Here is a 19,794-nt window from a genome sequence, read left to right on the forward strand (position 1 = left end):
GCTGGAAAGGTTCACTGGCATAAATCTATAGGATTAGAAAAATTGATTGGTGCAACCGCTTGTGCCAAGGATAGCTTTCTATGGTCCAGCAAAGTCTAAAAGACTGGACATGCGGGAAAACGTCCTATGCCACAGAGAAACGACACGGCGATATGGTCCGGGCTGTTCCGGATTTCAGCGGAATCGGGCCAGACCCTTCAGGCGCAGATTCGCCAGGCGATCGTCGCCGCCATTCTCGACCGCCAGATTGCCGCTTCGATGCCGCTGCCGTCCTGCCGAATCCTTGCCGAAAAGCTCGGCGTGGCGCGTGGCACGGTGGTTCTGGCTTTCCAGCAGCTTGTCGATCAGGGTTTTCTCGTAGCGCGCGAGCGCCGTGGCCACTTCGTCAATCCCGAAGTGCTGGCGACACCCGCCAAGCCGCAGCAAAAGGCGCCCGATCAGGCCAATGAAATCGATTGGAAGGCGCGCCGGCAGATCGCCGCCTCCGACATGCCGCCGCCGGCGAAGCTCGAGAACTGGATCAAGTCGTCCTATCCGTTCGTCTACGGCCAGTTCGACCCGACGCTGTTTCCGACCGCCGAGTGGCGCGAGTGCAACCGCATGGCGCTTGCCGTGCTCGAAATCCGCAACTGGGCGGCCGACATGGTCGACCGCGACGACCCGCTGCTGATCGAGCAGATCCAGGCGCGTCTGCTGCCGCGCCGGGGCATTTTTGCCAATCCCGATGAGATCATCGTTACGCTCGGCGCCCAGAACGCGCTCTACATGCTCGCGTCGCTGCTGATGACCAAGGGCTCCAAGGTGGCAATGGAGGATCCGGGCTATCCCGACGCGCGCTCGATCTTCCGGCTGGCAGGGGCAGATATCGAGCCCGTCCCGGTCGACCATCAGGGCATCGTCACCTCGGCGATCCCGTCGGATGCCGGCTTTGTCTTCGTCACGCCGAGCCACCAATGCCCGACCATGGTGCCGCTCAGCGCCGAGCGCCGTCAGGACCTGCTGACGCGCGCCATGCGCAACAACCAGATCATCATCGAGGACGGCTATGACAGCCAGTTGCTTGACGATGCCCCGCAGCAGGCCCTGAAGAGCCTCGATCGCTCGGGCCGCGTCGTCTATGTCGGCTCGATGTCGAAGACGCTCGCGCCGGGCCTGCGCCTCGGCTACATCGTCGCCTCCGCTGGCCTGATCTCCGAGCTGCGCGCGCTGCGCCGCTTCATGCTGCGCCACCCGCCGGCCAACAACCAGCGCGCGGTTGCCCTGTTCCTGTCGCTCGGACATCACGAGGCGCTGGTGCGCCGGCTGTCGACGGCATTCGGCGAGAGGCGCAAACGATTGGTCCAGGCTATGTCAGCATTCCTGCCCGATTGGCAGGCGACGGATGCCGCCGGCGGGACCTCGCTGTGGCTCGAAGGGCCGCGCGGAACGGACTCGCGCGGGCTCGCGGCCGCAGCTGCGGCACGCTCGGTCATCATCGAGCCGGGCGAGCGCTTCTTTGAACACTCTGAAAAGCCTACACGCTTCATGCGCCTAGGTATTTCGTCGATTGCGCTGCAGCACATCGAGCCCGGCATCCGCGAGCTCGCGACTGCTGCCGGACGCCGTCCGGCCGCTGCCTGACCGCTTCCGGCGCTCGCCCCGCGGCGACCCTGCCTTGGCATGCCGGTGGCCTCTGGGGCCGCTGGCCAAAGGCTTCCTCTGGCATATTCGGCGAAATACGCTGGCCCATGGTCTGGGCCAACAGACGCTGCATAGTCTTGCAATGGGGACGAGGCGGAACGACGGTGGCATAATCACTGCGGTCCAGCTTCACAAAATTGCGGAGGACTTGCATGTCGCTCGCCGTCGAGAATCACGATTCATCGGCAGATCAACGCTCGCGACGTTCCGGGGGGAGGGAAGCGCGACGAGCCTTGCGGTCGGCCCCCTTGGCAGATGACATCAGGCCGGTTCGCGCCGGACTGGAAGGCGGACGCTTCGCCCCCCTTTCGGCCAGCGATGTGGACCGCATCCATGAAGCGGTGCTGACCCTGCTCGAGACAGTCGGCTTCGCCAACGCCATTCCAAGCTGCATCGAGGCGCTGAAACGGGTCGGCGCAACCTATGGCGACGACGGTCGCATCCGCTTCCCGCGTGCACTCGTGCTGTCGACGATCAAGAACGCCGCACGAAATTTCACCCTGCACGGCCAGGATCCGAAGCATGACATGCTGATCCAGGGCAAGCGCGTGCACTACGGCACGGCGGGTGCCGCCGTGCATCTGGTCGATGTCGAAAAGCGCGAGTATCGCGAAAGCCTGATCCAGGACATCTACGACGCCGCCCGCCTCGTCGAGGGCCTCGACAACATTCATTTCTTCCAGCGCCCGATGGTGCCGCGCGATATTCCCGACCCGCTGGAGATGGATCTCAACACGCTTTATGCCTGCGTCTCCGGCACCTCCAAGCATGTCGGTACCAGCTTCACCGTGCGCGAGAACGTCGCCCCGGCGCTGGAGATGCTCTACGAGATCGCAGGCGGTGAAGAGAATTTCCGCGCCCGACCGTTCGTTTCCAATTCCAACTGCTTCGTCGTACCGCCAATGAAGTTCGCCGAGGACGCTTGCGGCGTGCTCGAGGCCTGCGTCGACGGCGGCATTCCGATCCTCCTTCTCTCTGCCGGACAGGCCGGAGCAACGGCGCCAGCGGCAATCGCCGGCGCGGTCGTCCAGGCCGTCGCCGAAGTGCTCGCCGGCCTCGTCTACGTCAATGCGCTGAAGCCCGGCCATCCCGCGATCTTCGGCACCTGGCCGTTCGTTTCCGATCTGCGCACCGGCGCCATGTCCGGCGGTTCGGCCGAGCAGGCGTTGCTGTCGGCGGCCTGCGCCCAGATGGCCCAGTACTATGACCTGCCTGGAGGTTCGGCGGCCGGCATGGCCGACTCCAAGCTGCCTGACATCCAGTCGGGCTACGAGAAGGGCATCACCAATGTCATGGCTGGGCTTTCCGGTCTCAATCTGGTCTACGAGTCCGCCGGCATGCATGCCTCGCTGCTCGGCTTCTGCCTCGAAAGCCTGATCATCGACAACGACATGCTGGGCCAATGCCTGCGCTGCGTGCGCGGCATCGAGGTCAGCGACGAGGCACTGTCGATAAACACCATCACCGAAGTCTGCCTCAACGGACCCGGTCACTATCTCGGCAACGAGCAGACGCTGAGGCTGATGCAGACCGAATATTTCTACCCCGCGGTGGCAGATCGCTTCTCGCCCAAGGAATGGAACGAGAAGGGCAAGCCTGATTTGCTCGGCAAGGCCATCGCCGAAAAGACGCGCGTGCTGTCGGAGCGTTTCCCGCGCCATATTCCGCGGGCGCTCGATGACAAGCTCCGCGCCCGGTTTGGCGACCTGATCAAGCTGCCGCGCAGCGGTATGGGCGGATAGGCGGGGTCAGGACTGCTCGCTGCTCAGGCCGAAGCGGGCGACGACATCCGGGTTGATCAGCCTGGCGTGCAGCGTCAACAGCACGATCTGTGCGTCGAAGCTGTCGTCCGTATCCAGCGCGCTTTCGATCCGCCGTTCGACGTCGGTGGCGATGTCGCCGCCATTGGCTTGGGCGAACGCGTCCGAACCTGACACGCAATAGCCAAACAGCTGCGCCACGATCGGATAGGCATGGGCCGGCGGCTCGCCGGGGCTGTGGTCCTTCATCAGGTTGACGATCGTCAGCTTGACGCCTTCGGGCACCAGCGCGGGATGCAGGTCGACTGCCCGCAGCGCGGCATCCAGCTGGCGCAAGTCGCCCGAGCGGCCGAACATGCCCAGAAACCCCAGAGAAGAGCGCCGCCTTGTCATGCAATCGATCCCGTTTGCCTGCAATTAGGAGGTTTGCAAGGCGATTGCAAAGCCTGGCGGAGGCAACCCGCTATTCGTCGAGGCTGAGCCAGCGGGCGCGATGCACGTTGCGGACGTTGTTTTCGAAGCCGGAGAGCTTCGGCGACACCAGGTTCTTCGAAACCGACCAGGTCAGCGGAATGACCGCCGTTTCGTTGAGCGCGATCGCCTCCGCCTCGCGCAGCGATGTGGTGCGCGTGGCCGCGTCCTGTTCGGCGGCGGCCTTGTCCAGCAGGCTGTCGAAGGCGTCGTTGGAATAGCCGGGATAGTTGTTGGGGTGTCCGGACTTCAGCAGGTTGAGCGAATCCGCTGCGTCATCATAGTCGAGCACCCAGCGGGCCGACCCGGCCGTGAAATCGTGATTGTTGAGCGCTGCCTGGTGCTGGGGGATTTCGGCCCTGACGAACTCGACCTCGGCGCCAATCTGTTTCCATGCCGCGGCGATGGCTTCGCTGACGGCGATCTGCGCCGGCAGCTTCGACGTCCGCAGCTGGAATTTCAGGGGCTTGTCCGGCCCGTGGCCGGCCGACCGCATCAGCGCCGTCGCTTCGGCGATGCGCTGTTCGCTTGTCTTGACGCTCCAGTCGGGCATGTAGGCGGCGCTGTCGAAGCCCGGCACGCCGGGCGGCACCATGCCGTAGGCGGCCAGTTGCCCGGTCCCGAGCAAGCCTGCACCGATCGCTTCGCGGTCGATGACCATCGACAGCGCACGCCGCACCATCGCGTCGTTGAATGGCGGTGTCTTCAAGTTGAGCACGTAGTACCAGATGCCCAGCGTCGGCACGATGCGCGCCTCGCCCGGCCGGCTGGCCTCCAGGGCGGCCAGTTCGCGCGCCGGGAACTGCGTGGCGATGTCGACGGCGCCGGCCTGGTAGGATGCGAGCGTGGCGGCTTCGTCGTCTGCGAAGTGGTAGATCACCTCGTCGAGCTTGACGTCCTTGGCGGCGCGGAAATTTGGGTTGCGCTCGGCCGTGAGCTGCGAGCCGGCCTTCCAGCCGGCGAGCCTGAAGGCGCCGTTGCTGACGATGTTTCCGGGCTTGGCCCAGTCCTGCCCGACCTTGTCGATGACGTGCTTGGGCGCCGGATAAGCGCCCGGCTGCACCAGCGCCTGGACAAAATAAGGCAGCGGCCGTTCGAGGGTGATGACAAGGGTGCGGGCGTCGGGCGCGGTGACGCCGAGCTGCGCGGGGTCGCTGATCTTGCCGGTGTTGTAGGCCTCGGCGTTCTTGACCGGGTACTGGATGAAGGCGAACTCGGCCCGGTTCTTCGGATCGAGCAGGCGCTGGAAGGCCAGCACGAAATCGCCTGACGTCAACGGCTCGCCATCGCTCCATTTCAGGCCGCCGCGCAGCTTGAAGCGGTAGATCAGCCCGTCGGCCGAGACGGTCCATGTTTCGGCCTGCCCGGCGACGGGATTACCTGCCGCGTCCTCGGTCACCAGCCCCTCGAACAGGTCGCCGACGATCCAGTCCGACCAGTCGCCGCTCTGCATCTGCGGGTCGAGGTTTCCCGGCTCGGTTGCAATCTGCACATCGAGCGTTGTGGCGAGCGTCGCTGTCGTGAGCAGCAGCCACGACAGGATGAACGCACTCAGCAAGGATACAAGGCGATTGGCCATGGCCGTCGAGCTCCCCGGGTACGCTAGAATTACACTATGAAGTTGCGGGCGAGAAGCGGGCCATACCAGGTGCTTCCGGTTCCGGCTTGACGGCAGGTCGTCATGTCTATATTTAGCTTATTGGTTAATTAACGGACTTGCTAAATAAATGGACGACGACCGCCTGAACGCAACCTTTGCAACGCTTGCCGATCCGACCCGGCGCGCCATCTTGGCCCGGCTGGCCTTGGGCGAGGCGACGGTCAACGAACTGGCCGAACCATTCGCCATGAGCCTGCCGGCCGTCTCGCGCCATCTCAAGGTGCTGGAGCGGGCGGGTCTCATCAGCCGGGGGCGCGAGGCACAGTGGCGTCCTTGCCGTCTGGAGGCTGCGCCGCTGCGCGAGGTGGCCGACTGGATCGAGCACTATCGCCGTTTCTGGGACGCCTCCTTCGATCGCATGGCCGACTATCTGAAGGAATTGCAGACTGCCAAACCCAATGGAGGGTCCGATGACCGCAAGAACTAGCGTCGCCGCAGCCGAGCCGCTTATTCTCGAAATCTCGCGCCTCTTCGACGCCCCCCCCGGCTCTGGTCTTCAAGATGTGGTCAAGCCCCGAACACCTCGTGCGCTGGTGGGGCCCGAAAGGCTTTACGTCGACATGCAAAAGGCACGAGTTCCGCAACGGCGGGCGCTATCACCTGCTCATCCATGGCGATAGCGACAACGGCATGGCCGGCACATTCCGCGAGATCGTCAATAACGAGAGGATCGTCTTTACCTTCGCCTGGGACCACGACCCGGCCTGGGAGACGCTGGTCACGGTGACGCTGAAGGCCGAAGGCGACGGCACGCGCCTGACCTTCCGCCAGGAACCCTTCCTCGACGCCGAAACGCGCGACTCCCACATGGGTGGCTGGGGCGAATGCCTCGATCGCCTGGACGACGCTCTCGCCGGCCGTCCTGTGATCTGAACCTCCGCGAGCCAAGACGCGCGCTCGTTACGTGTTTGTTGAAACCAGCGCTTGCCGAAGATCGTCATCGATCTTCGGCCTGATGCGCCATGCCTGGGAGAATGGACGATGTTGAAGACCTATCATGGCAGCTGCCATTGCGGGGCTGTGCATTTCGAATGCCAGCTTGATCTCGCGCCTGCGGGCCAGCGCTCGAAGCCTGAACTCGACGGCGTCTGGTGGACATCGAGCTTCCGTTGCAATTGTTCCTGGTGCGCCAAGACGCGCTTCTGGAAGAATTTTGCGCGGCCGCCGGCTTTCGCGTGACCGAGGGCTCCGACATGCTGACCGAGTATCGCTTCGGCTCGTCGGCCATCCGCCACACCTTCTGCAGCCGCTGCGGTGTCCATCCCTTCGCCTCCGCCAGCTTCGACATCATGGGCGGCGACTTTCATGCGGTGAACATCGCGTGTCTCGACGACATCTCGCCGGAGGAACTGGCCGCAGTGCCGATCATCTTTGAGGACGGCCGCAACGATGCGTGGGACCGGCCGCCAGCGGTGACGGGGTACTTGTAGGACTGGATTTAGCGAGGGGCGGGCAAGATACCCACACTACTCGTCCCCCGCCGGCTGATCGCCAGCAATGCCTTCGAGCTTTACCCGAACACCGCGCCCGCTTCTCGTCTTTGCGGGAACGTGCCTTTCCAGCCATTGCAACGCCCGGGCCGCCACCGACCACGCGTCGCCAAATTCCACCACATAGAGAACAGCTTCGTTCTGGTCGCCATAGCCGTAATAGACCGGTTGGCGCTTGGGCAGCTTCTTTCGACCAAGGAGATAGGCAGGAACATGAGCATTGCTAGCCATAGCGTCATCAAGTGCCTTGCGACTTTCCGCAGCATCACCCGAGCGGCGAAACGCAGCGAGAGCCAACGGCCAGGCCCACATCGCCATATCCTCCTCCGGATAGGCATCGCGAAGGTCGGTAATCGCCTTATGGTCGTCGGTCTCAGCTAGATGGGCAATCAGCGCATAGCGAACGCCCTGATTGTCGTTCGGGTTCAGCCGCAGCATGTCCTTGAGATGATCGGTCGCCTCATCGCGCAAGCCGCGCTGCCAAAGTGCCCGTGCCAGACCCTGCCGTGCGCGCATATACGGGCGGGTTTCCATCCAGCCCCAGAATTCCCCCACCATTTCCTCGAAGGAATCGCCGAGAGCCGATTTCCCAGCCTCGACCGCGCGGCGCCAGTATTCAAGCTCGTCATCGGAACCTGCTTCGGAAAGCTGGGCAAGGATGCCCCAGGCATCGGCGCAGAGCGGGCTGATCGCCAGCGCCTTCTCCGCCAGGGCGCGCCGCTTGGAAGGCGCGGTCGCATCCCACGCGTCGAAAGCAATGTCTTGAGCCCTGTCCAGGGCCTCCTGATCTTTCCGGGTCGGTTTCTTAGCCATAGTCCGGTCAGTTCCTCGACTAGTGATTATCCCTTGGAATGCCTTTGGTCTGGGCGACGCGCTGGTACTTCACCGCCGGCTTGAGCACCATTCCATCGGCCAATTGGTCGACGATCGAACGCTGGATCTCCTGCCACGGCGTCTGGTGATCAGGGAAATGATAGCCGCCATTGTTCTGCAGCTCGGCGCGGCGCCGCGTGATCTCGTCATCGCTGACCAGGATGTCGGCGGTGCCCTTCTTCAGGTCGATGCGCACCCGGTCGCCCGACTTCAGCAGCGCCAGCCCGCCGCCGACGGCGGCTTCCGGCGAGGCGTTGAGGATCGACGGTGAACCCGAGGTCCCCGACTGGCGGCCGTCGCCGATGCAGGGCAGCGAGTGGATGCCGCGCTTGAGCAGGTAGGCCGGAGGCTGCATGTTGACCACCTCGGCGCCGCCGGGGTAGCCGACGGGGCCCGCGCCGCGCATGAACAGCACCGTGTTCTCGTCGATGTTCTCGGCCGGGTCGTCGATGCGGGCGTGATAGTCCTCCGGCCCGTCGAACACTTTTGCGGTGCCTTCGAAGGCTTCGGGATCCCTTGGGTTTGACAAATACCGGTCGCGGAACTCAGGGGAGATCACGCTGGTCTTCATGATCGCGCTGTCGAACAGATTGCCCTTGAGATTGATGAAGCCGGCGTCCTTCTTCAGCGGGTCTGCGACCGACCGGATGACCTTGGGGTCCATGGTCTCGGCGGCGGCGCAGTTCTCGACCATGGTGCGGCCGTTGGCGGTGATCACGTTGGGGTGCGGCAGCAGGCCTGCCTTCATCAATTCGGCGACGACCGCCGGCACGCCGCCGGCATGGTGGTAGTCCTCGCCGAGATATTCGCCGGCCGGCTGCAGATTGACCAAGAGCGGCACATGGTGGCCGACCTTCTGCCAGTCGTCATTGTCGAGCGGGACGCCGAGATGGCGGGCGATGGCGTTGAGATGGATCGGCGCGTTGGTCGAGCCGCCGATCGCCGAGTTGATGACGATGGCGTTCTCGAACGCTTCGCGGGTCATGATGTCGGACGGCTTCAGATCCTCGCGCACCATGTCGACGATGCGCTTGCCGGTTTCGTAGGAGATCTGGCCGCGCTCGCGATAGGGCGCCGGGATTGCGGCAGCACCGGGCAGTTGCATGCCCAGCGCTTCGGCCAGGCTGTTCATCGTCGTTGCCGTGCCCATGGTGTTGCAGTAGCCGACCGATGGCGCCGAGGAGGCGACGATGTCCATGAACTGGTCGTAGTCGATCTCGCCGGCCGACAGCTTTTCGCGCGACTTCCACACGATCGTGCCGGAGCCGGTGCGTTCGCCCTTGTGCCAGCCATTGAGCATGGGGCCGACCGACAGTGCGATCGCCGGGATGTTGACGGTGGCCGCCGCCATCAACAGCGCCGGCGTGGTCTTGTCGCAGCCGACGGTCAGCACCACGCCGTCGAGCGGATAGCCGTAGAGCACCTCGACGAGGCTGAGATAAGCGAGGTTGCGGTCGAGCGAGGCGGTCGGGCGCTTGCCGGTTTCCTGGATCGGGTGGCAGGGAAACTCGAACGGCACGCCGCCCGCGGCAACGATGCCGTCGCGCACGCGCTTGGCCAGCTCGATGTGATGGCGGTTGCACGGCGACAGGTCCGAACCCGTCTGGGCGATGCCGATCAGCGGCTTGCCAGACTGCAGCTCCTCGCGCGTCAGGCCGAAGTTCAGGTAGCGCTCGAGATAAAGCGCGGTCATGCCGGGATTGTCGGGATTGTCGAACCACTCCTGCGAACGGAGTTTCTTCGTCGTCTTCTGGCCGGCCATCAATTCCTCCCGAAATCCGGACCTGCATCGTTATGGCAAGGACCAAACCGCTGCAAGTACGGGGCGGCTGCAACTTTCGTTCTTTGGTTACGGCCTGGCCGGGTCTTCGGCTTTCGGCGCGATGGACAGGCGCCGGAGACTGCGTTACGCCTCCTATGGTGTGTTCTTCGGGAGGGATTTGCCATGGCCTTGGTGATCGAAGGCGAGGAGAAGATTGCAGCGCCCATCGAGGCGGTGTGGAAGGCGCTCAACGATCCTGCAATCCTGAAAGAGAGCATCCCCGGATGCGAAAGCCTGGAGATGTCGTCGCCGACTGAGATGGCCGCCAAGGTGGTGCTGAAGATCGGCCCGATCAAGGCGACTTTCAACGGCGAGGTCACGCTCAAGAACCTCAACCCGCCGCACGCCTACACCATCGAGGGCGAAGGCAAGGGCGGCATCGCCGGCTTTGCCAAGGGCGGCGCCGACGTGACGCTGACCGAGGACGGCCCCAATTCGACGATCCTCAAATACGCCGCCAAGGCCGATGTCGGAGGCAAGATCGCCCAGCTCGGCAGCCGCCTGATCACCTCGACCTCGAAGAAGCTGGCCGGCCAGTTCTTCTCGACCTTTGGCGAGAAGGTGGGCGGGGCCTAGCAGGCGAGACCACCGGCCGTTCGTGGCAGCAGGCGACCGGGCGCGCGCGGAAGTGTGGAACCAAGCGGATGCCTGCCCATTTCGGAAGGGGCGGGGCGCAACTCTGGCGCTGTAGCAAAAGGAGTGTCCAATGCCTGTTGCCAAGAACACAATCTGCGTGTGGTACGATAAGGAAGCCGAGGCTGCCGCCCGCTTCTATGCCGAGGTCTTTCCTGACAGCAAGGTAACTGCGGTGCATCGTGCGCCAGGCGACTATCCGTCGGGCAAGGCGGGCGACGTGCTGACGGTCGATTTCATCGTTGCCGGCATTCCGTGCATTGGACTGAACGGCGGGCCTGCGTTCAAGCACAGCGAAGCCTTCTCGTTCCAGATCGCCACCGACGACCAGGAGGAGACCGACCGCTACTGGAACGCCATCGTCGGCAATGGCGGGCAGGAAAGCGCCTGCGGCTGGTGCAAGGACAAATGGGGCGTCAACTGGCAGATCACGCCGCGCGTGCTGACCGACGCCATGGCGGCTGGCGGCGCCGAGGCAAAGCGCGCCTTCGAAGCGATGATGGACATGAAGAAGATCGACGTCGCCGCAATCGAGGCGGCGCGGCGGGGATGACGGTCCTGGATTGCACGGACCGTCTCGAATGCTTTCGCCAGGCAGCGCTTGCCTGCTCGACCCAGTCGGGGAACTGCCGATCGTGGCGTCAGCTTTCGATTCCATAGGCAAGGTTTTCGGATTGCGCCACAAACGTCTGCTCGGTTCCAACTGGTGACGACCCCATTTGCCAAAACCATGATCGGGAACGTGGGTTGACGGTCATGTCGTGGACGCTACAAACAGTTCTTGCGTAACGATCACTCCTTCCCGACGGAGAAAAACCGCCATGTACCAGAGATCTTTCCGGCCACAGGGAGTGATCGATGTTGTGTCTCATGCCGTGCCCCGCGCGGCAGTAGTACTCGCTCTTGTCCGCACAGCTTTCAAGACGGCCCTCTCGGGCAGAAATCGACTTGCCGCAGCTCTCGTGCTCGGATTTTGCGCGACTGCCAGTGCCGATGACATCCTCTTCGAAAACGTCCGCATCTTCGACGGAAAAGGTGCTGCTCTTTCCGCGCCGTCGAATGTGCTGGTCAAGGGCAATGTGATCGCAACAATCTCGACAAATCCCATCGAGGCCGCGGACGCGGAGCGGATCGCCGGCAACGGGCGCACGCTGATGCCGGGCCTGATCGACGCGCACTGGCACACGATGCTTATCGCGGCCTCCGTGGCGGACACGATGAACGACATCGGCTTCGCCAACATCGCCGCCGGCGACGAGGCGACGGATACGCTGATGCGCGGCTTCACCACCGTTCGCGACGTCGGCGGGCCGGCGTTCGGCCTCAAGCGCGCGATCGATCAGGGCATCATCGAGGGGCCGCGCATCTATCCGTCCGGCGCCATGATGACCGTGACCAGCGGCCACGGCGATTTCCGCCAGCTGAGCGACCTGCCCAGAACGGTCGGCGAGTTCACCCCGATGGAGCACAATGGCGGCAGCATCGTCGTGGACAGCCCCGACGAAGTGCGGCTGCGCGCGCGCGAGCAGTTCATGCAAGGGGCCGTGCAACTGAAGCTGACGGCAGGCGGCGGCGTCTCTTCGCCCTTCAGCCCGCTCGACGTCACCACCTTCACCTTGCCGGAATTGCGCGCCGCCGTTGAAATCGCCGAGAATTGGGGCACCTACGTCGCCGCGCATGCCTTCACGCCGGAAGCGATCGAAATGGCCATCGCGGCCGGCGTGAAATCCATCGAGCATGGCTTCCTGATGAACGAGGACGATGCCAAGCTGATTGCGGAAAAGGGCATCTGGCTGAGCCTGCAGCCGCTTCCCGAGATGCTGAGGCAGGGCTTTCGGGAGGGGTCCGTCGAGCGCGCCAAGGCGGACGAGGTGTGGCCGGGCATCGAAAGGACCTACGAACTGGCGAAGAAATACAAGATAAAGACCGCGTGGGGCACCGACGTGCTGTTTTCCCGTGAACTTGCGCGGCAGCAAGGCGCAATCCTTGCCTCGCTCAAGCGTTGGTACACGCCCGCCGAAGCGCTTGCCATGGCGACCGGAACCAACGCCGAATTGCTGGCGCTGTCCGGCAAGCGCAATCCCTATCCGGGAAAGCTCGGCGTCGTCGAGGAAGGCGCGCTCGCAGACCTCCTGCTCGTCGAAGGCAATCCGCTGGAGAACCTCGACCTGGTGGCCGACCCCGCCAACAACTTCAAGATCATCATGAAGGACGGCGTCATCTACAAGAATACGCTGGCGGAGTGAGCAATACCCGACCCCCGGCATTCCTCGCCAACCGACGCAACGCGAAAGTCCGAGGCGGCGTCGCAGGGCTGGACATGCCCAGGATGGGGCGGTTCACATCTTCTCGCCGGGCAAGGCGCTGGCCTGCCTGACCCAGTCGGAGAACTGGCGTTCGTCGAACGGGCGATCCTCATAGATGTCGAGATAGCGCACGTCGGCCTGCTTCGACGTGCCTGACGGCAGCGGGGTGAGGTGCGCGCCCTTGAAGAACGCGACCTTGACGTACTTCGTCAGACAGTGGAAGCCGAGGAACCAGAGGTCCTTCTCCATGCCGTAGAAGGGCGAGTTCCATTTCACCGCCTTGACCACGTCGGGGATCACCTCGGTGATAAGCGCGTCGAGGCGGCGGCCGATGCCCTTTTTCCAGCCGGGCATGGCGTCGATGTAGGACTGGACGACGGCGTCGCCATAACCCTTCGCAATCTGCGGATTGCCGCCGGACAGCAGCTTGGGAGCTGCGTCCTTGGCCATCAGGCACGGCCCTTGGCAGCCGGCAGCGCGTCCTGCCCGCTGCTGAAATAGGGCACGAAGAACATATAGATGCCGGTCGGGATCAGCACGAACAGCGGCGGCAGCGGCAGGTAGTAGAACCACTCGGGCAGGGTGGTGAGGGCCATGCCGGCAAAGATCGAGGCGACGATCAGGCTGAAGATCAGCGAGGTCCAGCGATGGATGATGCGGATCACTTGGTACATTGCAATACTCCCTGAAATCGATGGCGTCGCTGCGGTCAGGCGAGCTTGGCGACGACGTTGCCGAGCTGGTCGAAGAAGCGCGGCCAGCCGACCGATGCGCCCTGGAAGTAGGCCTTCTGGGCGGTCGTGAAGCCGCGCTGCTCCATGCGCAGGCTGGTGCCTGAGGCAGTCGGCGCAAGCGTCCAGGTGACGATGCTCCTGAGGTCCTTGGTGTCCCAGCGATAGGATAGCGCGCGGTGCTCCTCGACCGTCTCGACCTCGCAATCGACCTGGCCCCAGTCCGCGGAGAGCGTGAAGCGGCGGCCGGCCGTGGGGCTGAAGTCGTTGTTCATCAGCCATTCGGCGATGAGATGCGGCTGGGTGAGTGCGCGCCACAGCTTTTCCGGCGGATAGGGAAAATCGCGCTCGACCACGACTGAGCGCGTGGTTTCCATCGTTTCGGTCATTGGTCCATCCTCTTGAGCAAATTGTCGAGATCGTCGAAGCGGTCGTTCCAGAAGCCGGACATCTCGGTCGTCCAGTCGACCAGTGTCCGCAGCGCATCGCGCTCGGCGCTGTAATAGGTATAGCGGCCCTCGTGCCGGTCACGCACCAGCCCGGCCGATTTCAGGATTTTCAGGTGCTTGGAGACCACCGGCTGCGACACGCCCGCCTCCGCCAGCAGGCCGACGACCGTGATGTCGCCCTCGCGGCAGAGCCGCTCGAACAGCCCGCGGCGCGTGGGATCGGAAAGCGCGCGAAAGATCGCATCCTGGAGGTTTGACATCATTCATACCCAAATGACTATGGGTCGATAGATAGCCGTTTGGGTATGGCATTGTCAATGCGGGATCGTCAGCCAACGGACAGGCTTTGGGAGGCGTGCAGGACGATGAATGTTCGTGTCGAACAGACCGGCTGAGCAGAAACAGGGCCATCGCCGCCGCTCCGCAAGCAAATCGGCCACCGCGAAGGGCTCCGCGGTGGCCGACAAATGCTCTCAACTGCCTGAAGGGTTCAGCCCCTCAGTTCGCGCCGCAGAATCTTGCCGACGTTGGTCTTCGGCAGTTCGGTGCGAAACTCGATATAGCGCGGACGCTTGTAGCCAGTGAGGTTTTCGCGGCAATAGGCGATCAGCGTCTCGACGGTCAATTCCGGGTCCTTGCGCACCACGAACAGCTTGGGCACTTCGCCCGAATGCTCGTCCGGCACGCCGATGGCTGCGACTTCCAGCACGCCCGGGTGCTGGGCGACGACGTCCTCGAGCTCATTGGGATAGACGTTGAAGCCCGAGACCAGGATCATGTCCTTCTTGCGGTCGACGATCTTGGTGAAACCGGCCTCGTCCATGAAGCCCATGTCGCCTGACTTGAAGTAGCCGTCCGGCGTCATCACCTTGGCGGTCTCGTCGTCGCGGTTCCAGTAGCCGGCCATCACCTGCGGGCCCCTGATGCAGATCTCGCCGACCTCGCCGAGCGGCAGGTCGTTGCCATCCTCGTCGCGGATGGCGATCGAGGTCGAGGGCAGGGGCAGGCCGATCGTGCCGGTGAAGTCGGGCGACGAGCACTTGTTGGCGGTCGCCACCGGAGAGGTTTCCGACAGGCCGTAGCCTTCGGTGATGTGGTTGCCGGTGAGTTTCTTCCAGCGCTCGGCCACGGCGCGCTGCACTGCCATGCCACCGCCCAAGCTAAGGATCAGGCCGCTGAAGTCGAGTTTGCGGAAGTCCTCGTTGTTGCACAGCGCGTTGAACAGCGTGTTCAGGCCGGGGAATATGTTGAAGTTGAACTTCTTCAGCTCCTTGACGAAGCCGGGAATGTCGCGCGGATTGGGGATCAGCACGTTTAGCGCACCCTGCTGCATGCCCATCAACGCGTTCACCGTCAGAGCGAAGATGTGATAGAGCGGCAGGGCGCACACGAAGGTCAGATGCGCAGGCTTGGGCCGCACGGCGTAGGCATCCTCCACCCACAGCGCCAGTTGGGCGACATTGGCCAGCACGTTGGAGTGGATCAGCATCGCGCCCTTGGAGACACCGGTCGTGCCGCCGGTGTATTGCAGGAAGGCGATGTCGTCCGCCTTGACCTCGACCGGCTTAAGGCTGAGGCTCGCGCCCTGCTTCAACGCGGACATGAAGCTGACATGGCCGGGCAGCGACCAGGTCGGCACGAGCTTCTTGACCTTGCGCACGACCAGATTGACCAGGATGCCCTTGACGCCGAGCATCTCGCCCATCGAGGCGACGACGACATGCTTGACCCTTGTATTGGCGATGACGGCCTGCAGCGTGGTGGCGAAGTTTTCGAGGATGACGATCGCTTCGGCGCCCGAATCCCTGAGCTGATGCTCGAGTTCGCGCGGCGTGTAGAGCGGGTTGACGTTGACCACGGTGTAGCCGGCGCGCAGCACTGCCATCATCGCGACGGGATACTGCAGCACGTTGGGCATCATGATCGCCACGCGCGCGCCCTTGGCCAGTCCCTTCGACTGCAGCCAGGCGGCAAACGCCGTCGACATGCGGTCGAGCTCGCCATAGGTCAGTGACTTGCCCATGCACGAAAATGCGGGCCGGCCGGCATATTGGTGGCAGGCGGCGGCAAGCAGGTCGCCGATTGACTGATGGACGAGCGGTGCGATCTCCGTCGGCATGTTGGCCGGATAGCTCTTGAGCCACGGGCGAGCGTCTGCCTTGGCGGCGGGCTTGACGATCTCGATGGCGGCTGCGGCGGCAACGACTTCCGCCTTGGCGGCTGGGGCTGCGATCGCCGGCTTGGTGGTCTTCGCCACGGTCGGCTTCGTGGCTTTTGCAACATTCGCCGGCTTGGCTGCCGTCGCCTTTGCCGGCATAGCCCTTGCAGCAGCGGGCTTGGCGGCTGTGGCCTTCGCTGGCGCGCTCTTCGTGGCGCCGGGCTTGGCTGCAACCTTTGGCGCCGCCGTCTTGGCCGCCTGTTTTGCCGCAGACGCCTTGGTCTCGGGCATTGCCGTTGGCTTGGCTGCCGCCTTGGCCGGCGTTTTCGCCGGTGCGCTCTTCGGTGTGACAGGCTTCGCCGCTGCCGGCTTGTCTTTCGCGGCCGCGGGCTTGACTGGCGCCGGTTTCGTTGCGGTGGCTCCCTTCGGAGCTGCCGGTTTGGCCGTCTTGGCTGCGGTTGCCTTTGGCGGGGCAGAGGCTGTCTTAGCGTCGGCTGGCTTGGCTTTGCCCGATGCCGCTTTTGCCGTGGTCGCCTTGCCGGTGGATTTGGCCAATAGTGCCTCCCAGGTTGTTCTTTGTCGCCGGCTTGATGGTCCGCCGGCTTTCGCCCTCGACTTCAATCGCTGCGCCGCAAGAACAGTGCCGCGTCGGGGCATGTTGTAGTTGTTTGTATTGCCACCTGACGTTAACGGCAAGTATGGCCCAGATCACCCAGCGTCAGTTCAATCGAGGCTTTGCGGGAATTTTCAGGCGGCAGGCTTTGCGATTGGCTTCAGGTGCCTCGCGTCGTGGCTGGGCTCTTCGATGTCGTAGCTGAAGCTGAACAAGCGGTTTCTCATATGCGGCGCTGGAAGTCCAAATGGTCCATCATCCAATGGAAGACGGAAATATCCGCCTGTCTACAAGTGATCTGTGGGTAAATTATCCTGCTTACCAAAGGGCAAGTAGGCGGGGAGTTCCAAAGCGGGAAAAACGGTGCTTATATGCGCGCCTGCGAGCCTGACAACTCGGGGCTTGGGAAATCATAGGGAGTGTTCAATGTTCAAAAAAACGACCTTTGCGGCCGCGTTGCTGGCTGCAACCGTCCTCAGCGGCGCAGCGAGCGCAAAGACGTTCGTGTACTGCTCGGAAGGTTCGCCGGAAGGCTTTGATCCGGGTCTCTACACCGCCGGAACGACCTTCGACGCTGCTGCACATACCGTCTACAACCGCCTGCTCGAATTCAAGCCGGGCACCACTGAGCCGATCCCCGGTCTCGCCGAAAGCTGGACGATCTCCGATGACGGCCTGGAGTACACCTTCAAGCTGCGTCCTGGCGTCAAGTTCCAGACCACCGAGTTCTTCACGCCGACCCGCGGGCTGAATGCCGACGACGTCGTCTTCTCCTACGAGCGTCAGCTCAAGGCCGACAATCCCTGGAACAAGTATGTTCCCGGCGGTTCGTGGGAATATGCCGCTGGCATGGGCTTCCCGGAAGTGATCAAGTCGGTCGAAAAGGTCGATGACCAGACCGTCAAGTTCACGCTGACCCGCAAGGAAGCTCCGTTCCTCGCCAATATCGCGATGCCGTTCGCTTCGATCATGTCGAAGGAATATGCCGACAAGCTGCAGGCCGATGGCAAGATGAACCAGCTGAACCAGATGCCGCTCGGCACTGGCCCCTACAGCTTCGTCGCCTATCAGCAGGACGCCATCATCCGCTACAAGGCCAACCCGGACTACTGGGGCGGCAAGCAGAAGATCGACGACCTGGTGTTCGCCATCACCCCGGACGCATCGGTTCGCTTCCAGAAGCTGAAGGCCGGCGAATGCCACCTGATGCCTTTCCCGAACGCCGCTGACGTCGCTGCGATGAAGGCTGATCCGAACCTGAAGGTGGTCGAGCAGGAAGGCCTGAACGTCTCGTACCTGGCCTACAACACCACCCAGGCTCCGTTCGACAAGGTCGAAGTCCGCAAGGCGCTGAACAAGGCCATCAACAAGCAGGCCATCGTCGACGCCGTGTTCCAGGGTGCCGCTTCGGTCGCCAAGAACCCGATCCCGCCGACGATGTGGTCCTATAACAATGCCGTTGAGGACGACACCTACGATCCGGATGCAGCCAAGAAGATGCTCGACGAAGCTGGCGTCAAGGATCTTTCGATGAAGATCTGGGCGATGCCGGTGTCGCGTCCCTACATGCTCAACGCGCGCCGCGCGGCCGAGCTGATGCAGGCGGACCTGGCTAAGGTCGGCGTCAAGGCCGAGATCGTTTCCTACGAGTGGGCCGAGTATCTCGACCGCTCGAAGGCCAAGGATCGCGACGGCGCCGTCATCCTCGGCTGGACCGGCGACAATGGCGATCCGGACAACTTCCTCGACACCCTGCTTGGTTGCGACGCCGTCGGCGGCAACAACCGCGCGCAGTGGTGCAACAAGGAGTTCGACGATCTGGTGACCAAGGCCAAGGAGACGACCGACCTGGCCGAGCGCACCAAGCTCTACGAGCAGGCGCAGGTGATCTTCAAGAAGGATGCTCCCTGGGCAACGATCGATCACTCTTTGTCGATCGTCCCGATGCGCAAGGGCGTCGAAGGCTTCGTTCAGAGCCCGCTCGGCGACTTCGCCTTTGAAGGTGTTGACATCGTCGAGTAAGGGCGCTTAGACACGCTCAACCTTATGTGGGGCGCTTGTATCACAAGCGCCCCATCGCACATTATGTGCTATCCTCCCGACCTCTCGGACATTCACTCAAAAAAGGTCTGACATGCTCCGGTACCTGTTGGGACGGCTTGCCGTCCTTATCCCGACTTTCATCGGGGTATCCATCATCGCATTCTCCTTCATCCGGCTCTTGCCCGGCGATCCTGTAGCCCTCCTGTCGGGCGAACGCGTCATGTCGCCAGAGCGCCACGCGGAAATTTCCGCAGCACTCGGTTATGACCGTCCCATCATCATCCAGTATTTCGATTATCTGGGTGGTGTGCTGACCGGCAATTTCGGCACCTCGATCGTCACCAAGCAGCCGATCATCGACCAGTTCTTCGTCCTGTTCCCGGCGACGATGGAACTTGCGACCTGCGCCATGATCTTCGCGGTCGTGCTCGGCATTCCCGCCGGCATCATCGCAGCGATCAAGCGCGGCTCGTTCTTCGACCAGTCGATCATGGGGGCGGCCCTTGTCGGCTATTCGATGCCGATCTTCTGGTGGGGCCTGCTGCTCATCATCCTGTTCTCCGGCGTGCTGCAGTGGACGCCCGTCTCGGGCCGCATCTCGCTGATGTACTATTTCCCGCCCGTGACCGGCTTCATGCTGATCGACTCGCTGCTTTCGGGGCAGGCCGGCGCCTTCAAGTCGGCTGTCAGCCACCTGATCCTGCCGACCATCGTGCTTGGCACCATCCCGCTTGCGGTGATCGCGCGCCAGACACGCTCGGCCATGCTCGAGGTGCTCGGCGAGGACTATGTCCGCACCGCCCGCGCCAAGGGCTTGTCGCCGTTCCGTGTCATTGGCGTGCATGCGCTGCGCAATGCGATGATCCCGGTCATCACCACGATCGGCCTGCAGGTCGGCTTGCTTCTGGCCGGCGCCATCCTGACCGAGACGATCTTCTCCTGGCCGGGCATCGGCAAGTGGATGGTCGATTCCGTCTTCCGGCGCGACTATCCGGTCATCCAGAGCGGACTGCTCATCATCGCCGGTATCATCATGCTCGTTAATCTGTTGGTTGATCTGATGTACGGCCTGATCAATCCGCGCATCCGGCACTGAGGAGAGCGC

General features: G+C 63.2%; 19 protein-coding genes and 1 pseudogene. 11 read left to right on the plus strand and 9 right to left on the minus strand.

Features of this window, described 5'->3' with window-relative positions; genetic code table 11:
• The first annotated feature begins 126 nt into the window (after nucleotides 1-126).
• Both pdxR and PCJ21_RS08800 read left to right on the plus strand, forming a co-directional pair.
• The gene (gene pdxR / locus PCJ21_RS08795) at nucleotides 127-1,620 is read left to right on the plus strand and encodes a MocR-like pyridoxine biosynthesis transcription factor PdxR (RefSeq protein WP_269931011.1); all 1,494 of its coding nucleotides are present in this window, start codon (nucleotides 127-129) and stop codon (nucleotides 1,618-1,620) included.
• A gap of 212 nt (nucleotides 1,621-1,832) precedes the next feature.
• On the plus strand, nucleotides 1,833-3,422 hold the full coding sequence (locus PCJ21_RS08800) for a trimethylamine methyltransferase family protein (protein WP_269931012.1): 1,590 nt from the start codon (nucleotides 1,833-1,835) through the stop codon (nucleotides 3,420-3,422).
• 6 nt (nucleotides 3,423-3,428) lie between these two features.
• On the opposite strand, the gene PCJ21_RS08805 is transcribed toward PCJ21_RS08800, so the two are convergent.
• Nucleotides 3,429-3,833, minus strand: coding sequence for a hypothetical protein (locus PCJ21_RS08805; RefSeq protein WP_269931013.1), 405 nt, complete (start codon nucleotides 3,831-3,833; stop codon nucleotides 3,429-3,431).
• A gap of 70 nt (nucleotides 3,834-3,903) precedes the next feature.
• On the minus strand, nucleotides 3,904-5,490 hold the full coding sequence (locus PCJ21_RS08810; protein ID WP_269931014.1) for a peptide ABC transporter substrate-binding protein: 1,587 nt from the start codon (nucleotides 5,488-5,490) through the stop codon (nucleotides 3,904-3,906).
• A gap of 148 nt (nucleotides 5,491-5,638) precedes the next feature.
• Between PCJ21_RS08810 and PCJ21_RS08815 the strand changes: the two genes are divergently transcribed.
• From PCJ21_RS08815 to PCJ21_RS08825, 3 genes and pseudogenes are all read left to right on the plus strand, one after another.
• A complete protein-coding gene (locus PCJ21_RS08815) occupies nucleotides 5,639-5,998 on the plus strand; it encodes an ArsR/SmtB family transcription factor (RefSeq protein WP_269931015.1) in 360 nt (119 codons plus the stop codon).
• A 74-nt stretch (nucleotides 5,999-6,072) separates the two neighbouring features.
• Entirely contained in the window at nucleotides 6,073-6,444 is a 372-nt protein-coding gene (locus PCJ21_RS08820; RefSeq protein ID WP_269931016.1) for an SRPBCC family protein, read from the plus strand.
• Nucleotides 6,445-6,552: 108 nt separating this feature from the next.
• Nucleotides 6,553-7,001: pseudogene (locus tag PCJ21_RS08825) on the plus strand (GFA family protein).
• Between the two features lie 36 nt (nucleotides 7,002-7,037).
• Here PCJ21_RS08825 and PCJ21_RS08830 read toward each other — a convergent pair.
• The gene (locus PCJ21_RS08830; RefSeq protein ID WP_269931017.1) at nucleotides 7,038-7,874 is read right to left on the minus strand and encodes a tetratricopeptide repeat protein; all 837 of its coding nucleotides are present in this window, start codon (nucleotides 7,872-7,874) and stop codon (nucleotides 7,038-7,040) included.
• Between the two features lie 19 nt (nucleotides 7,875-7,893).
• Nucleotides 7,894-9,696 carry an IlvD/Edd family dehydratase gene (locus PCJ21_RS08835; RefSeq protein ID WP_269931018.1) on the minus strand — a complete coding sequence of 601 codons (1,803 nt, stop codon included), beginning with the start codon at nucleotides 9,694-9,696 and terminating at the stop codon, nucleotides 7,894-7,896.
• A 183-nt stretch (nucleotides 9,697-9,879) separates the two neighbouring features.
• Between PCJ21_RS08835 and PCJ21_RS08840 the strand changes: the two genes are divergently transcribed.
• From PCJ21_RS08840 to PCJ21_RS08850, 3 genes are all read left to right on the plus strand, one after another.
• Nucleotides 9,880-10,332, plus strand: coding sequence for an SRPBCC family protein (locus PCJ21_RS08840; protein WP_269931019.1), 453 nt, complete (start codon nucleotides 9,880-9,882; stop codon nucleotides 10,330-10,332).
• Nucleotides 10,333-10,462: 130 nt separating this feature from the next.
• Nucleotides 10,463-10,942 carry a VOC family protein gene (locus tag PCJ21_RS08845; protein WP_269931020.1) on the plus strand — a complete coding sequence of 160 codons (480 nt, stop codon included), beginning with the start codon at nucleotides 10,463-10,465 and terminating at the stop codon, nucleotides 10,940-10,942.
• Nucleotides 10,943-11,210: 268 nt separating this feature from the next.
• Nucleotides 11,211-12,635, plus strand: coding sequence for a metal-dependent hydrolase family protein (locus PCJ21_RS08850; protein WP_269931021.1), 1,425 nt, complete (start codon nucleotides 11,211-11,213; stop codon nucleotides 12,633-12,635).
• A 93-nt stretch (nucleotides 12,636-12,728) separates the two neighbouring features.
• On the opposite strand, the gene PCJ21_RS08855 is transcribed toward PCJ21_RS08850, so the two are convergent.
• From PCJ21_RS08855 to PCJ21_RS08875, 5 genes are all read right to left on the minus strand, one after another.
• The gene (locus PCJ21_RS08855) at nucleotides 12,729-13,145 is read right to left on the minus strand and encodes a DUF1801 domain-containing protein (RefSeq protein ID WP_269931022.1); all 417 of its coding nucleotides are present in this window, start codon (nucleotides 13,143-13,145) and stop codon (nucleotides 12,729-12,731) included.
• Nucleotides 13,145-13,369, minus strand: a complete 225-nt coding sequence (locus PCJ21_RS08860; protein ID WP_269931023.1) for a hypothetical protein — start codon at nucleotides 13,367-13,369, stop codon at nucleotides 13,145-13,147. Before PCJ21_RS08860 ends, PCJ21_RS08855 begins: the two co-directional genes overlap by 1 nt.
• A gap of 35 nt (nucleotides 13,370-13,404) precedes the next feature.
• Nucleotides 13,405-13,815, minus strand: a complete 411-nt coding sequence (locus tag PCJ21_RS08865; protein WP_269931024.1) for an SRPBCC family protein — start codon at nucleotides 13,813-13,815, stop codon at nucleotides 13,405-13,407.
• A complete protein-coding gene (locus PCJ21_RS08870) occupies nucleotides 13,812-14,135 on the minus strand; it encodes an ArsR/SmtB family transcription factor (RefSeq protein WP_269931025.1) in 324 nt (107 codons plus the stop codon). Before PCJ21_RS08870 ends, PCJ21_RS08865 begins: the two co-directional genes overlap by 4 nt.
• A 230-nt stretch (nucleotides 14,136-14,365) precedes the next feature.
• Nucleotides 14,366-16,132, minus strand: a complete 1,767-nt coding sequence (locus PCJ21_RS08875) for a long-chain fatty acid--CoA ligase (RefSeq protein WP_333474389.1) — start codon at nucleotides 16,130-16,132, stop codon at nucleotides 14,366-14,368.
• Between the two features lie 34 nt (nucleotides 16,133-16,166).
• On the opposite strand from PCJ21_RS08875, the gene PCJ21_RS08880 reads away from it, so the two are divergent.
• The 3 genes from PCJ21_RS08880 (at nucleotide 16,167) to PCJ21_RS08890 (ending at nucleotide 19,785) form a co-directional block, all read left to right on the plus strand.
• A complete protein-coding gene (locus tag PCJ21_RS08880; RefSeq protein ID WP_269931129.1) occupies nucleotides 16,167-16,697 on the plus strand; it encodes a hypothetical protein in 531 nt (176 codons plus the stop codon).
• 375 nt (nucleotides 16,698-17,072) lie between these two features.
• Entirely contained in the window at nucleotides 17,073-18,668 is a 1,596-nt protein-coding gene (locus PCJ21_RS08885) for an ABC transporter substrate-binding protein (protein WP_269931026.1), read from the plus strand.
• A 112-nt stretch (nucleotides 18,669-18,780) separates the two neighbouring features.
• Entirely contained in the window at nucleotides 18,781-19,785 is a 1,005-nt protein-coding gene (locus PCJ21_RS08890) for an ABC transporter permease subunit (protein ID WP_269931027.1), read from the plus strand.
• The last annotated feature ends 9 nt before the right edge of the window (nucleotides 19,786-19,794 follow it).

The organism is Aminobacter sp. HY435 (assembly GCF_027568395.1).
Lineage (GTDB): Bacteria > Pseudomonadota > Alphaproteobacteria > Rhizobiales > Rhizobiaceae > Aminobacter.

What these genes read in the sequence shown, in the direction of transcription:
- PCJ21_RS08845 (WP_269931020.1), top strand. Translation starts at nt 10,463, where the DNA reads ATGCCTGTTGCCAAGAACACAATCTGCGTGTGGTACGATAAGGAAGCC.
- PCJ21_RS08885 (WP_269931026.1), top strand. Translation starts at nt 17,073, where the DNA reads ATGTTCAAAAAAACGACCTTTGCGGCCGCGTTGCTGGCTGCAACCGTC.
- pdxR (WP_269931011.1), top strand. Translation starts at nt 127, where the DNA reads ATGCCACAGAGAAACGACACGGCGATATGGTCCGGGCTGTTCCGGATT.
- PCJ21_RS08865 (WP_269931024.1), bottom strand. Translation starts at nt 13,815, where the DNA reads ATGACCGAAACGATGGAAACCACGCGCTCAGTCGTGGTCGAGCGCGAT.
- PCJ21_RS08850 (WP_269931021.1), top strand. Translation starts at nt 11,211, where the DNA reads ATGTACCAGAGATCTTTCCGGCCACAGGGAGTGATCGATGTTGTGTCT.
- PCJ21_RS08810 (WP_269931014.1), bottom strand. Translation starts at nt 5,490, where the DNA reads ATGGCCAATCGCCTTGTATCCTTGCTGAGTGCGTTCATCCTGTCGTGG.
- PCJ21_RS08890 (WP_269931027.1), top strand. Translation starts at nt 18,781, where the DNA reads ATGCTCCGGTACCTGTTGGGACGGCTTGCCGTCCTTATCCCGACTTTC.
- PCJ21_RS08870 (WP_269931025.1), bottom strand. Translation starts at nt 14,135, where the DNA reads ATGTCAAACCTCCAGGATGCGATCTTTCGCGCGCTTTCCGATCCCACG.
- PCJ21_RS08815 (WP_269931015.1), top strand. Translation starts at nt 5,639, where the DNA reads ATGGACGACGACCGCCTGAACGCAACCTTTGCAACGCTTGCCGATCCG.
- PCJ21_RS08805 (WP_269931013.1), bottom strand. Translation starts at nt 3,833, where the DNA reads ATGACAAGGCGGCGCTCTTCTCTGGGGTTTCTGGGCATGTTCGGCCGC.
- PCJ21_RS08840 (WP_269931019.1), top strand. Translation starts at nt 9,880, where the DNA reads ATGGCCTTGGTGATCGAAGGCGAGGAGAAGATTGCAGCGCCCATCGAG.
- PCJ21_RS08860 (WP_269931023.1), bottom strand. Translation starts at nt 13,369, where the DNA reads ATGTACCAAGTGATCCGCATCATCCATCGCTGGACCTCGCTGATCTTC.
- PCJ21_RS08835 (WP_269931018.1), bottom strand. Translation starts at nt 9,696, where the DNA reads ATGGCCGGCCAGAAGACGACGAAGAAACTCCGTTCGCAGGAGTGGTTC.
- PCJ21_RS08820 (WP_269931016.1), top strand. Translation starts at nt 6,073, where the DNA reads ATGTGGTCAAGCCCCGAACACCTCGTGCGCTGGTGGGGCCCGAAAGGC.
- PCJ21_RS08800 (WP_269931012.1), top strand. Translation starts at nt 1,833, where the DNA reads ATGTCGCTCGCCGTCGAGAATCACGATTCATCGGCAGATCAACGCTCG.
- PCJ21_RS08830 (WP_269931017.1), bottom strand. Translation starts at nt 7,874, where the DNA reads ATGGCTAAGAAACCGACCCGGAAAGATCAGGAGGCCCTGGACAGGGCT.
- PCJ21_RS08855 (WP_269931022.1), bottom strand. Translation starts at nt 13,145, where the DNA reads ATGGCCAAGGACGCAGCTCCCAAGCTGCTGTCCGGCGGCAATCCGCAG.